The sequence below is a fragment of the Asticcacaulis benevestitus DSM 16100 = ATCC BAA-896 genome, from assembly GCF_000376105.1.
In the GTDB taxonomy this organism is placed as follows: domain Bacteria; phylum Pseudomonadota; class Alphaproteobacteria; order Caulobacterales; family Caulobacteraceae; genus Asticcacaulis; species Asticcacaulis benevestitus.
The window spans coordinates 40785-55201 of record NZ_AQWM01000015.1; the positions used below are offsets into that span (position 1 = coordinate 40785).

At 59.4% G+C, this 14417-nt stretch carries 8 protein-coding genes; 6 read left to right on the top strand and 2 right to left on the bottom strand.

Going from position 1 to position 14417, the window contains the following annotated elements; genetic code table 11:
• The first annotated feature begins 1 nt into the window (after nt 1).
• The 6 genes from B060_RS0114650 to B060_RS0114675 all read left to right on the top strand — a co-directional run bounded on the left by B060_RS0114650 (nt 2) and on the right by B060_RS0114675 (nt 10884).
• Nucleotides 2–1849, top strand: coding sequence for a glycoside hydrolase family 35 protein (locus tag B060_RS0114650; RefSeq protein WP_018082549.1), 1848 nt, complete (start codon nt 2–4; stop codon nt 1847–1849).
• A gap of 9 nt (nt 1850–1858) precedes the next feature.
• Nucleotides 1859–3289 carry a glycoside hydrolase family 125 protein gene (locus B060_RS0114655; protein ID WP_018082550.1) on the top strand — a complete coding sequence of 477 codons (1431 nt, stop codon included), beginning with the start codon at nt 1859–1861 and terminating at the stop codon, nt 3287–3289.
• Between the two features lie 10 nt (nt 3290–3299).
• Nucleotides 3300–5591 carry a GH92 family glycosyl hydrolase gene (locus B060_RS0114660; protein WP_026172863.1) on the top strand — a complete coding sequence of 764 codons (2292 nt, stop codon included), beginning with the start codon at nt 3300–3302 and terminating at the stop codon, nt 5589–5591.
• 11 nt (nt 5592–5602) lie between these two features.
• Complete coding sequence (locus tag B060_RS0114665) at nt 5603–6616, top strand: glycosylasparaginase (protein WP_018082552.1); 1014 nt, start codon at nt 5603–5605, stop codon at nt 6614–6616.
• The gene (locus B060_RS0114670) at nt 6609–8873 is read left to right on the top strand and encodes a hypothetical protein (protein WP_157405647.1); all 2265 of its coding nucleotides are present in this window, start codon (nt 6609–6611) and stop codon (nt 8871–8873) included. Before B060_RS0114665 ends, B060_RS0114670 begins: the two co-directional genes overlap by 8 nt.
• Before the next feature lie 292 nt (nt 8874–9165).
• Nucleotides 9166–10884 (top strand): cation:proton antiporter domain-containing protein, encoded by a 1719-nt coding sequence (locus B060_RS0114675; RefSeq protein WP_018082554.1) that lies wholly within the window; start codon nt 9166–9168, stop codon nt 10882–10884.
• A 48-nt stretch (nt 10885–10932) separates the two neighbouring features.
• Here B060_RS0114675 and B060_RS0114680 read toward each other — a convergent pair whose 3' ends face one another.
• Together B060_RS0114680 and B060_RS0114685 are read right to left on the bottom strand one after the other, a co-directional pair.
• Nucleotides 10933–12480, bottom strand: a complete 1548-nt coding sequence (locus tag B060_RS0114680; RefSeq protein WP_026172864.1) for a DUF1501 domain-containing protein — start codon at nt 12478–12480, stop codon at nt 10933–10935.
• Nucleotides 12481–12484: 4 nt separating this feature from the next.
• Entirely contained in the window at nt 12485–14179 is a 1695-nt protein-coding gene (locus tag B060_RS0114685; RefSeq protein WP_026172865.1) for a DUF1800 domain-containing protein, read from the bottom strand.
• Nucleotides 14180–14417: the final 238 nt, after the last annotated feature.

A 14417-nucleotide genomic window follows, 5' to 3' on the forward strand; every position in this document is an offset into this window, starting at 1 on the left:
CATGACGACCCGCAGAGATTTCCTGGCGGCCCTAAGCGCCACCGCGGCCATGGGGGGGCTGATTCCGGCCGGTGCGGCGCTGGCCGCCAATGCCCGTTTCGGCATCGCCGGCGATGACTTTGTGCTCGATGGCAAGCCGATCCATCTGATGGCCGGCGAAATGCACTATCCGCGCATCCCGCGTGAGCTGTGGCGTGATCGCCTGAAGAAGCTGAAGGCGCTTGGCCTCAACATGCTTTGTACCTACGTCTTTTGGAATGCGCATGAGCGCCGCAAGGGTGAATACGACTTCTCCGGCAATCTCGATCTGGCGGCCTGGATCAAGACGGCGCAGGAAGAAGGCCTGTGGGTGTTGTTGCGTCCCGGTCCCTATATCTGCGGCGAATGGGACAGCGGCGGCTATCCCGGTTGGTTCCTCAACGATCCGGACATCAAGCCGCGTTCGCTCGATCCGCGCTACATGCAGCCGTCCGGCGAATGGATGAAACGGATCGGTCAGGAGGTCGCCCACCTCGAAATCGACAAGGGCGGGCCGATCCTGATGACCCAGGTCGAGAACGAATACGGCTCCTATGGCAACGACCTCGTCTATATGCGCGCGGTCAAGGATCAGGTGCGCGCCGCGGGGTTTGACGGCATGCTCTATACCGTCGATGGTGCAGCTGTGCTGCAGAACGGCGCCCTGCCGGAACTCTTCAATGGCATCAATTTCGGCACACACGACAAGGCGAAGAACGAGTTTGCCGCTTACGATACATTCAAGACCGGCGGTCCGCGCATGTGCACCGAGCTGTGGGGCGGCTGGTTTGACCATTACGGCGAGATGCACTCGTCCATGCCGATCCCGCCGCTGATCGAGAGCCTGCAATGGATGCTCGACAACAAGATCTCCATCAGCTTCTACATGCTGCACGGCGGCACCTCGTTCGGCTTCGACGCCGGCGCCAATTTCGACAAGAACAGCAAGACCTACCAGCCGGATATTTCGAGCTACGATTATGACGCCATGCTCGATGAGGCTGGCCGTCCGACGCCGAAGTACGAGGCGGCCAAGGCCTTATTCCAGAAATATCTGCCGGCCGAGCGTTTCACCGCCATGCCGGAACCGGAAAAGGCCATCGATATCAAGCGTTTCCGCCTGAGCGAGGCCGCACCCTTAAGCCAGCTTCTTGGCAAGCCGGTGAGCGCGGCACAGCCCCGCACGCTGGAGCAACTCGATCAGCCTCATGGCATTATGATTTATCGTCACAAGGCCACGACCGCGCTTAAAGGGGCCCTCAGTTTTGGGGAGGTGCGCGATTATGCCATGGTATCGGTCGGCGGGGCGCCGGCGGGTACGCTCGACCGCCGTTATCATGAAACCAGCCTCGATATCAGCGCCCGAAAGGGCGACGTCGTTGAGGTGCTGGTCGATACCATGGGCCGCATCAACTATGGCGACCAGATCGGTAAGGATCAAAAGGGCCTTATCGGTGAGGTCAGGCTCGGTGGCAAGACCCTGAACGGCTGGGCGCATTACAGCCTGCCGCTCGATGATGTGGGCGCGCTTACATTCGCCAGGGGCCATGTCGATGGACCGGCCTTCTATCGCGGCCATTTTGAGGTCACGGAGGTCGGTTACAGCTTCCTCGACCTGCGCGGCTGGGGCAAGGGCTATGTCTGGGTCAATGGCCATAATCTGGGCCGGCACTGGTCGGTCGGACCGCAGCACGCCGTGTTCGTGCCGGCGCCCTATCTCAAGGCGGGTTTGAACGAGGTCATCGTGCTCGATCTGCACGAAGGTGCTGAGCGGTCCCTGGCCGGGACTAAGAACCAGATCTGGGATCGTCCCGGTCTGGTGGCATTATAGGAGTAAGGCATGCAGCGCAGGCAACTGATCTTGGGCGGTGCGGCGATCGCAGCCCTGGCCGCGTCACGGGCGCTGGCGGATATACCGACCATGTCGCCGATTGTGGCGGATGGCGTGCGGCCGCCGGCGGGGGTGCGAAAGTTCAAAAGCGCGGCCGTCGAGGCGGTCATCAAAAAGACCACCAAGGCCCTGAAAGACCCGGAACTGGCGCGCCTGTTCACCAACTGCTACCCCAATACGCTCGATACGACGGTCGAGACCGGCGTGGTAGACGGCAAACCCGACAGCTTCGTCATCACCGGCGATATCAAGGCGTTGTGGCTGCGCGATTCCTCGGCGCAGGTTTCGCCCTATCTGCCGCTGTCGATCAACGACAAACCCTTACGCACCCTTTATCAGGGTCTGATCCAGCGGCAGGCGCGCTGCATCCTGATCGATCCTTACGCCAACGCCTATATGCATGATCCCAAGGCCATGACCGATCTGTCGTGGTCGCAGACCGACCAGACCGATATGAAACCGGGCGTGGCCGAGCGCAAATGGGAGATCGACAGCCTGTGTTACCCGATCCGTCTGGCTCATGGCTATCTGGTAGCTACCAAGGACGTGTCACCGTTCGATGACACCTGGCGCGCTGCCATGCGCACGATCGTTCAGACCTTCCGCGATCAGCAACGTAAAGAGGGCGACGGGCCTTACAAGTTCAATCGCACCGCGTCCGAGCCGACCGAAACTCTGGCGCATGGCTATGGCTGGCCGACCCGCGTCACCGGCATGATCCATTCCGGCTTCCGGCCGTCGGACGACGCCTGCACCTATCCCTACTTCATCCCCGGCAACGCCTTTGCCGTTGTTTCCTTGCGCCAGCTCGCCGATATCTCCGAGATGACTGGTCTGGGCGCGGCGTTCAAGGCCGACTGTCTGGCGCTGGCCGCCGAGGTCGAGACCGCGATGCACGCCCACGGCAAGATGAAGGATGCTGAGGGCAATGACATCTGGGCCTATGAGGTCGATGGCTATGGCAATGCGCTTTTCATGGACGATGCCAATGTGCCGAGCCTGTTGAGCCTGCCCTATCTTGGTTTCTGCGCCAAGGACGATCCGCTCTATGTGCGCACCCGCGCGGCGGTCTTGAGCGCACGCAATCCCTATTACTATGCCGGCAAGGTGCTCAAGGGCGTCGGCAGTCCGCACTCGGGCCTGAACACGGTCTGGCCGATCGCGCTGATGATGCAGGCCCTGACCAGCACGGACGACGCCGAGATCAAGGCCTGTCTGGCCGAGTTGAAAGCCGCCGCCGCGCCCCGTGGGTTCATGAATGAATCGGTTGGCAAGGATGACGCGGCGATCTTCACGCGCTCGTGGTTTGCCTGGGCCAACAGCCTCTTTGGTGAACTGATTTTGACCTTGCTGGCTGAAAAGCCGGCCCTACTGAGTTAAGGACATGGCCATGATTTCCCGACGTCAGGTCCTGGCAGGCAGTGCTGCGATCAGCGTTCTGCCCTATACCGGTTTCGCCGCTTCAGGCTCCCTGTGCGATCATGTCGATCCCTTTATTGGTACCGGCGGGCACGGTCACCTCTATCCCGGCGCCACCATGCCGTTCGGCATGGTGCAGCTTTCGCCCGATACCAGCAATCAGGGCTGGGATTCCTGCTCTGGCTATCACCAGAACGACGGCTCGATCATGGGCTTTTCGCACACCCACTTAAGCGGCACCGGCTGTCCTGACATGCTCGATGTTCTGCTGGTGCCGGCCACGGGTGAGGTCAAACTGACGCCGGGTCCGCTCAGTGATCCCGACGCCGGCTACCGTTCGCGCTATGACCGCACGTCTGAGACGGCCGCGCCCGGCTATTACTGCGTCGATCTGACCGATAGCCGCGTCAAGGCCGAACTGACGGCGACGACGCGGGTCGGCCTGCACCGTTACACCTTCCCGCAAGGAGAGGGCGGGCACGTCATGCTCGATCTGGCACACGGCGCGATAAGTTGGTGGGGTGAACGCGAGCTCATCCTCGACAATCTGTCGCTAAAGCTCATCGGCAACGATACGATCGTTGGCGGTCGTCAGGTGTTCCAGTGGGCCAAGGGGCGCTGGATCTTCTTCGCGCTCAAACTGTCGCGGCCGTTTGCACGCGCCGATCTCTATAGCGATGACCAGCCCGCGAGCGGCACGGCGTTAACGGGAAAGAATCTCAAGGCCGCCCTGCATTTTCCCGATGCCGGAAACGCGCCCTTGCTCATCAAGGTGGGTATCTCCTCGGTCGATATCGACGGTGCGCTGAAGAACCTTGATGCAGAATTGCCTGACTTCGATTTCGAGCGTGTCCGCGGCTCTGCGCATGCCGCCTGGGAGCGTGAACTGTCGAGGGTGCGCGTCGATATGGCGAGTGAGGCCGACAAAAAAATCTTCTACACCGCGCACTACCATACGCTTCTGGCGCCGACGATCTTCCAGGATGTCGACGGCCGTTATCGCGGCATGGATAATGCGGTCCACACCCTGAAAACCGGCGAGGCCAGCTATTCGACCTACAGCCTGTGGGACACCTATCGCGCCGTCCACCCGTTCTTCACGATCACGCAGAAAGAGCGCTTGCCGGGCATGATCGGCGCGCTGGTACGCATGGGTGAGCAAAGCCCCGACGGTGTGCCGATCTGGCCGCTGCAGGGGCGCGAAACCGACACCATGATCGGTTATCATTGCGCCTCGGTGCTGGCCGAAGCCGCCGCCAAGGGCGTGAAGGGCGTCGATTACAAGGCCGGTTACGCCGTGCTGGCCAAACGCGCGTTTGTCGATGATGTGCATGGGCTTGGGCTCTATCGCCGCATGGGCTATATCCCGGCCGATACGGTCGATGAGGCGGTGTCGCGCACACTCGAATATGCCTATTCGGACTGGTGCACGTCAAAACTGGCGGCCTATGTCGGCGAAGGGAAGGCGGCGAAAACGCTGAAAGCGCGTTCGCAAAACTACCGCAATGTCTTTGACACCACAGTCGGCTTTGTGCGCGGCAAGCAGCTGGATGGCAAGTGGGTCACCCCCTACAACCCCCATTCGCTCGGTCACGACCAGAGCAAGTGGCGCGACTATACCGAGACCAATGGCTGGCAGGCCACCTTCCTGAACCAGCACGACATCTATAACTATGCCAACCTCTTCGGCGGCCTGAAAGCCTACGAGGCCAAGATCGACGCCCTGTTCAGCGAAAAGTCTGACGCCAATGAGAAGAGCCTCGACGATATCACCGGCCTGGTCGGGCAATATGCCCACGGCAATGAGCCGAGCCACCACGTCGCCTACCTCTATGCCTACACCGGCGCGCCCTGGAAGACGCAAAGCCGCGTTCGCGAACTGATGCGTGACATGTACCGCGCCGCACCCGACGGCATGGAGGGCAATGAAGATTGCGGTCAGATGAGTGCCTGGTATCTGATGAGCGCGCTTGGCTTCTATGCCGTCGATCCGGTCAGCACGAACTATATTTTCGGCTCGCCTTTGGTGAAACACGCGGAGATCGCCATAGGTGGCGGCCGTAAGCTGATCATTGACGCGCCGGCCAACAGCGCTGGCAATATCTATGTGCAAGGGGTGCGCTGGAACGGCAAACCCTATACAAAAAGCTGGATAGCCCATGCCGATCTGATGCGCGGCGGCCGGCTCACCTTCGACATGGGGCCACAACCCAATCCCGACTTCGGCGCCAAGATCACCGATCGTCCGCCTTCCTTTATCTGAGAGACACCGTCATGACCCATCGCCGCGACTTTTTCAAAACTACCCTGGCTGTCTCGTCCCTGCTCGGCATCGCCGGCACAGCGTCGGCCGCGTCATCGTCAAAGCCCATCGTCGTCTCGACCTGGGATTTCGGTGTGGCGGCCAATCAGGCGGCGTGGGAGGTCATCAAAACCGGCGGTCATGCGCTCGATGCGGTCGAGGCCGGCGCGCGCATTCCCGAAGTCGATATGAAGAACCACAGCGTCGGTCGCGCCGGCTATCCGGATCGTGACGGCCATGTTTCGCTCGATGCCAGCATCATGGACGAGCGCTGGCGCTGCGGTGCGGTGGCGGCGCTGGAGCATATCGCCCACCCGATCTCGGTGGCGCGCCGCGTCATGGAAAAGACACCGCACGTCCTGCTGGTCGGGGCTGGGGCCCTGCAATTCGCCATAGAACAGGGTTTCCAGCCGGAAGAACTTCTCACGCCGGAATCCGAAGCGGCCTGGAAGGACTGGCTGAAGGAAGCCCGTTACGCGCCGGTCGCCAACAGCGAGATGTCGACCTATGGCCATGCGCCGGGCAGCGTCGTGCCGGGCGACGTGCATAACCACGATACGCTGGGCATTCTGGCGCTGGATGCGCAAGGACGCCTGTCGGGCGCCTGCACCACCAGCGGCATGGCGTGGAAACTGCGCGGCCGCGTCGGCGACAGCCCGATCATCGGCGCAGGCCTCTATGTCGATGGCGAAATTGGCGCCGCCACCTCGACCGGCGTGGGCGAAGAGGTCATCCGCAATGCCGGAAGCTTCCTCGTCGTCGAACTGATGCGTCAGGGTCGTACGCCGCAACAGGCCTGCGAAGAGGCCGTCATGCGGATCGTCAAGCGTCGCCCTGAAGCGGTAAAGACCCTGCAGGTTGGCTTCCTGGCCCTCAATACCAAGGGCGATGTCGGCGCCTTCGCCATTCAGAAGGGCTTTGTCTACGCGCAATGCGACGCCGCGAAAACCGATCTGGTGGTGCCGGCGAAAAGCGTGTTTGGCTAGGCGGATGTGGCGTGGTCTGATCCTGCTTGTGTTGCTGCTGGCCCAGCCAGCTCTGGCGCGCGAAAATGGGGTGATCACCGCGCCGCACGCAACATCGCAGGCTCTGGCGGCGGTGACGCTGCTGGAGGCGCGTCAAGTTTATGGTTCGGTTGTGGTCGCGCGCCGTGATGAGGTGGCCGGTTTACTGTCTGGCGCCGATAAGGCGCTGTGGCACACAAGGCTTAAAGCCCTGCCGCCGCTGACGCCCGAAGCCTACACGGTCATGCGCATCGGTGACCGTCTGATCGTGGCCGGTGATGACGATCGCGGCATCCTTTTCGGCGTTGGTTACATGCTCCGCAAAGGGCCTGCGGCGCCTGAGACCCATGCCGCGCCGCAGATGGCTTTTAGAGCGCATCAGATCGGCTACCGCTTCAAGAACAATAGCTACGATGCTTTCACGCTCGCGATGTTCGAGCAGCAGGTTCGCGATCTGGCCGTTTTCGGCGCCAACGGCGTCCAGTGGATCGCGCCGGTGTCGGACGATGCCTCGGCAAGCCCGTTATTTACCACAGCCCCGCTGGACATGGCGATCGGCGTGTCGGGCCTGATGAAGACATACGGCCTCGATTTTGATCTCTACTATCCCCAGATGGGCGATGACTACACGAAGCCCGCCACTCGCGCTGTTGAACTGGCGCGCTTTGAAGACCTGGTGAAGCGCCTGCCCAAGGTCGATGCGCTTTATATTCCCGGCGGCGATCCCGGCCATACCCAACCCGATGTGCTGTTTCCCCTGGTGGCGGCCGAAGTGGCTATTCTTCACCGCTATCATCCCAAAGCGACGGTCTGGCTGTCAGCGCAAGGGTTTGACAAGGCGCAGTATGAGCGGTTTTACGCGCTCCTAGCCAAGGAACCTGACTGGCTGACCGGCGTTTTTTTCGGACCGCAATCGCGCGATCCTCTGCCGGTGCAGCGGGCGCGTATCCCGGCGCGCTACAAGCTTATCTTCTACCCCGACATCGCCCATACGATGCACGCGCAGTTTCCGGTGCCCCAGTGGGACCCGGCGTTCGCCCTGACCGAAGGCCGCGAACCGGTCAATCCGCAGCCGCGCGCCCAGAGCCATATTGTTCGCCATTTCGCCGGCGATATCGATGGCTTCGTCACCTATTCCGAAGGGGTGAATGATGATGTCAACAAGATGGTGTGGTCACAACTGGGTTGGCATGCCAACACCGACAGCGATGCCATCCTGGCCGATTATGGCCGCTACTTTCTTGGCGATCCGGGGTTTGCCGAGGCGCTGACGGCGCTGGAGCGAAACTGGGACGGACCGGTGGCCGGGAATGACGGTATCGAACCGACCCTGGCGCTTTTCGAGCACATGGCACCCGCCCATCCGGACAACTGGCGGTTTGAGATGGCGTGGTATCGCGCCACCTATGACGCCTATGTCCGCCGCCGCGTCATGGCGGAGCGGGTGCGTGAGGCGCAGGCCTATGCGGCCCTCAGAACAGGCGACATGCCCGCGGCACGTCTGGCGCTGGCGGCGACCGATACAGCCGATATTACCGCCTTGCGGACCAGGCTTTTTGAGCTGGCGGGCAAGCTTTACAGCCATATCGGCCTGCAGCTCAGCGTCAAGCTCTATGGCGCGTCGGCGATTGAGCGCGGCGCTAATCTCGATCGGGTCGATGTGTCGCTGAATGACCGCGTGTGGCTGACGCGGCAGATGGATGAGATCGAGGCGCTCAAAGCCCCCTTGCAAAGGTCGGTGCGCCTCAAAGCCCTCGCAGGCGGTGACGTCACGCCGCCGGGTGGTTTCTATGATGATCTCGGCGATCCGGGCCATGAACCGCATCTGGTGCGCGGGCCCGGGTTTGCCAGCGATCCGGAAATGTATGAAAGCGCCATCGATGGCATAGCCGATATGACGCCCGATGACGGCTGGCGCAAGGCCTGGGTGACCTATGCCGAAACCCTTTACGAAGTGCCGATCACCCTGCGCTATGACCGGCTCGATCCTGAAACCGCCTACCGCCTGAAAATCGTCTATGCCGGCGAAGGCTATGCCCTGCCGATCCGGCTTACCGCGAACGGCGTGGTGCTGCGCGATTTCAGTGAACGCACGTCCAATCCGATGACCGTCGAACTGGATGTGCCGCAAGCCCTGACACGCCATGGCGAGCTGACCCTTGAATGGACCCGGCCCGACGGTCTGGGTGGCAGCGGTCGCGGGCATCAGGTGGCGCAGGTCTGGCTGTTGCCGCGTTAGAGCGCTTTTTCGAAAAGTGTGACGCACTTTTCGAATAAAAAAGCGCGTCAAAACAAAAAATTAGAGCCAATCTGATCCAATCAGATCGGAACACGCTCTAAGCTGAAGATCGCGCGCCGTGGCCAGCACCAAGACCAAAAGCCATCAGATCAACGAAACTGTGAATATAAAGCGCCTGTTCCTGGGTTGACATCAAGAGTTGTGACCCGAACTATAAGGGTAATCCGCTTTATACGCCTTGTATAGTCGTAATGTTGCGGGCCTTTTCTGTCAAAAACTCTAAAGGCGGCTTATGGAACATCATAATATATCTCTCATTACGACGCTGGCGTCCGGTTTTGGACTGGCGCTTGTGTTTGGCTTTCTCGCCGAAAAAATCAAACTACCCGCGCTGATCGGTTATCTCTTCGCAGGTATACTGATAGGCCCGGCCACGCCCGGCTTTGTCGCCGATACCAATATCGCTGCGCAGTTGTCCGAGATTGGCGTCATGCTGCTGATGTTCGGCGTGGGCCTGCACTTCTCGCTGGCGGATTTGATGTCGGTCAAGCGTATCGCCCTGCCGGGCGCCATCGTGCAGATGTCACTTGCGACATTGCTCGGCATGGCGCTGGCGATGTGGGGGTGGGGGTGGAATTTCGGCGCGGCGCTTGTGTTCGGTGTGTCCCTGTCCTGCGCCTCGACGGTTGTGCTGCTAAAGGCTCTGGAGGCGCGCAAGGCGGTTGATAGCATAAACGGTCGGATCGCCGTTGGCTGGCTGGTCGTCGAAGATCTGGTGACGGTTCTGGTGCTGGTCTTGCTGCCGCCGCTGGCGCAGCTTTTAGGGGCCACCGGCGGGACGGGCCAGGCTTTCACTGGCAATCTGTGGGTGGAAATCGGTAAGACGCTTTTGAGCGTCGGCGCGTTTATTGCCCTGATGCTGCTGGTGGGCCGCCGCGCTTTGCCATGGATTCTTTTGCAGGTCGCACGTACCGGCACGCGCGAACTCTTCACCCTGGCGGTCATCGCCGCCGCGATCACCATAGCCTGGTGCGCGTCTGAAATGTTCAGCGTGTCGTTCGCGCTTGGCGCCTTCTTCGCCGGTATGGTGATGCGGGAATCGAAGTTCAGCCATCGTGCGGCCGAGGAATCGCTGCCGTTGCGCGACGCCTTCTCGGTGCTGTTTTTTGTCTCGGTGGGGATGCTGTTCAATCCCATGGTGCTGGTCGAAAAGCCGCTTGAGGTGCTGGCGGTCGTCGGCATCATCATTTTCGGCAAGGGCGTAGCCGCGGCGGCCTTGGCACTTATCCTGCGCTATCCGCTCAATACGGCCCTGACCGTGGCAGCCGGTCTGGCGCAGATCGGCGAGTTTTCCTTCATCCTCGGCGGACTGGGCGTCAGTCTGGGCGTTCTGCCGCAGGAGGGCATGAACCTGCTGCTGGCTGGCGCGCTGATTTCCATTGCGCTCAATCCCTTCGTCTTCAAGGCGATCGAACCTGCCAGTGCCTGGGTGCTGAAACATTCTTCGCTGGCGCGCGCTCACGAACGCAGTGACGACGTGCTGGCGGTCCTGCCGGATACGACGGCCGATAAATATCTCAGTGGCCAGGTGATCGTGGTGGGCTTCGGCCGTGTCGGCAAATGGCTGGCCGAGTCGCTCGATGCGCAAGGCATCGCCTATGTCGTCGTGGAGGAAAGCCGCGATCGTGTCGAGGAACTGCGCGCGCAGGGCAAGGCGGCTGTTTTTGGCAACGCCACGCAGTCGGATGTTCTGATACAGGCCCATATCGCCACGGCGGCCATGCTCGTCGTCGCCACGCCTGATCTAATCAATATCAGCCAGATGGTCGATACGGCGCGGCGCATCAATCCAGCGGTTGAGGTCGTGTTGCGAACGCATAGCCAGGACGAGGTGGACTTCCTGCGCCGCGAAAAGATGGGCGAGGTGTTCTTCGGAGAAGAAGAACTGGCGAAGAACATCCTTGATCATATCCGGAAACGTTTCGATACGCCGGTCATGGCCCATGCGTGAGGAAACGGGGCAATTTCAGATGAAAATCAACAGCGCTAAGCGACTTTATTAGACAAACCCGAGATTCTGTTTGGAAAAATTACGTAGATTTGGAAAAATGGTATTGAGGTTAGTGCTATCGACACCGAACCAGCTTCCCAGAGTCGCGGCGTATTGGTCCACCGAGGTGGTGGGTATGAAGGATCCACCGCTCATATCTGGATTGCTAAAACCGCTTAACTCCATGCCGACGGTTGGGAACTGGCCATAAATGTCACCACCCCGGACGGCGCCCCCCATGATGAGATGGTGGCCACCCCAGGCATGGTCGGTACCGTCACCGTTCGTATTAAATGTACGCGAAAAGTCGGAAGCGGTGAAGGTTGTCACGTTTCCACGCATATCCGATCCACCTATATCGGCAAGGGCACTGTCAAAATAGGCGAGGGCCTGCGCAAGCTTTGCCAAGCTATTCGCTTGGGCGACATTCTGATTGTCATGGTCGTCAAAGCTTCCCCCGTTGACGAAAAACACTTGTCGCTTCAGCCCAAAGGTGGGTCCTGTGGCGATCATACGCGCGACCGTTCTCAACTGAACGGCGACACTGTTCGTTTCTACACTTCCCTTTGCAGGATTGGTGTAGACGGGCGGGGCGGGGATAGCCGTGACGACGGGTTGAGTGAAAGCGGTGTTGATGACGCTGGCGGCGCCAACAGAACGTGCCGCTATAAGCCCATGATCATTGGCAAGGTCGCTCGTGGACGTCGTGTCCGTTATAATGGCTTTCAAAGCCGCTGGCGCCGTCTTTGAGCCATAAAGTGAGCTGGCGCTCGCGCCGGTGACTTTTAACGCAGGTTCATTTCCGCCGCTCAGTGGATATTGCACAATCGAATTTCCCGCGAGGAAAATAGCAGTACCCGAGGTCGTGATGGAGGTGAAGATAGTGTTTTGTCCGTTCATGCTGGCAAGAAGGTCGCCCATTTGCCCCCCCCATCCAAGCCTTGCCCCCTCAGCTGCTCCGGCTTGCCAGGTCGACTGCTGATCATTATGCGAAAAGAGACTCGCCGGTAATTTAACGCTCTTAGCGGCATATTGTGCTTTTGAGGTCGGCTCGATCAACGTGCCGACGTTGGCAAGGATGGCGAGGCGCCCAGCGTCGAACAAGGCCTTTGCCTGCCCCATCGCTGGATGCAAAGCAAAAGTACGATTGCTCGAAACCGTGCCGGCAGGAATGGCTTGGGTCGTGCGCGGAGTAACGGGTAGAACACCGCCCAGCGCTTCAGGCCTGCCAAGCGATGATGTGCGACCGGTAACCGAGGATACTTGGCCTACAGGAACAGCGGCGGTACCGACAGGCATGAGGGCGATGGGATCTTCGCCTTGATTGCGTGCCGAAAAATAGCGCGTCCAACTATCTGTATCGGTCGCTAGCACCATATTGTTCGCGTCATTTCCACCATACAAGTAGATGCAGACGAGGGCTTTATAGTCGTTGGCCGTTGCCCCTGCCGCGGATCCCGCCGCGGCCAGTTGCAAACCAAAGGCACCGGCGCCGCCAAGACCGGCCATACCGGCACCGAAGCGGAGAAACTGTCGTCTGTCGAGTTGCGAGGTCATGGGATTATCTCTGGGCGATGTAGTCAGGGGAGGCCATGGTCAGGAGTATGGCCAGGCGAACACGGTTTAACTTTGCCGTATCGATTGTATCCTGCGCAGCGCCGGCGGCAGGGATAGCAATACCGGTCACTGCGTCTGTAATGCGAGCACGAAGTGTCGCCGACATGCGGACGCCTAAAAGGAGATCAATGCGGTTGACGAGTGCGACGGGATCATTGGCTAGCGCCAGTTCCTTGCTATACGCGGCTTTTACATCCGAACTGGAACCGATCCCCTTCTCGATGGTTGTTTGCATAGTGTTGACATAGGCTGCAACCGACACTTCGTCCGTAATCTGTAGCTCGGGCGCCGCCTTGCCCTTATTGCCAATGATTGTGTTAGCCGGGACGTAGCCTGGCCGAAAGAAATTGAACACCGAAGGAGACGTCAACGGGGATTGGTTCAATTGGCTTTGCGAACTTGTTGACGTGATCAGCCAATTCCCACTGTCCGAAGCGGCGTCGAAACTCCGCATCCAGTTACCAAGACGCACCACAGGTTCGCGTAATTTTCCATAACTTGCATCCGTCGACACCGTCCGTGCTTCGCTATCGATCAAGATCGCTTTGATGACAGCGCCCATGTCGCCGCGTACGCTCGATCCATTGTTATTAAAGGTCTGAGCACAGCGCTTAATGTAAGGTGCGGTTGGGTTCGAGGTCACGAGCCGCTGAATGAGCTGTCTGCACAAGAAGGGCCCAACGTTCGGATGGTTGTATAAGGTGTCAAGCGCCTTGCTGACCTCACCATTTCCGTCTGCCACTGTGGTCGCATAAATCGTAGAGCCTAAGAAGGCTTTAGCCGACGTGGAATGCGCACTATTATACATGATCATCGGTGTGGTGTAGGCTTCAACGTTCTTGCTACCGCCCCAAAAGGTCGAATTGTTTGGCGTTGGCGAATACCAACTGAGCCCGGTGAAAACCTTGGCAAGCCCTTTCACATCTTCCGTCGAATAGGTCGGGATCGGATTGCCTGTCATGTCGGTTTTGCGTGTACCGTCCGTGTTCAGTTCCCACAAACCAATCGTCATAAGCTGCATGACTTCGCGGGCGTAATTTTCGTCCGGGTTCCTACCTGTCTTTGCATCCTCTTTTTGATTGCCCATATAGGTAAGATAGAGGCCCATAGCCGGATGGTAGGTGACATCCTGTAACAGGGTGCGAAAATTGCCAAAAGCATCTCGGCCCAGCATGTCATAGTAGGAGGCCAGGCCGCGCGGCGACTGTGATGCGCCGGTAAAAGACGTCACGAAAATTTCCGAGAGAGCAAATTTCACGCGCTGGCGCAATTGGTCGTCGCCTTTTGCGGCCTGCATCCAGAAGCTTTCGTAAAACTGGCTCGACGACACATTTGCCGTTGCATTGGCAGCGCGCAGGGCTGTCAACCGCTGATCCATCCAGGTCAAGTGAGAGCTTCCCGGCGCTAGGGCGAGTTGTCCGTCCACCCACGCACTATAAGAGGAACGTGTGATAGCGGTAATATCCGCGTCCGTGGCGCCGAACGTCGCTTGCGCCAAAAGACGGCTTGCGTCTGCGGCAGTAGGCGCAACGATGACGGCTGCGGACGAAGACGTGGTGCCAGACGATGCCGGTGACGAACCGCCCCCGCCACCACCCCCACAAGCCGTTGACGCGATAAGCGCTGCAACTGTAAGCAATTTCAGAAGGTCTTTGCCCCAACGGCGTGGGACTTTGTCAACCCACGAACGACTGGCGCCCGCAGCGAGCCCATTGGAGAACATATACATACGCAATACACTTTTCACGGAAAACTGTGGGGTCATATCGATGTTTCGAGCATGACACACTTAAGGTTTTCTATAAAAATGCTGTGAACGAAATGCTAATTTGTCTCTTAATACGTGTATTGCGCGAAAAAACTTTCACTTATTCTCA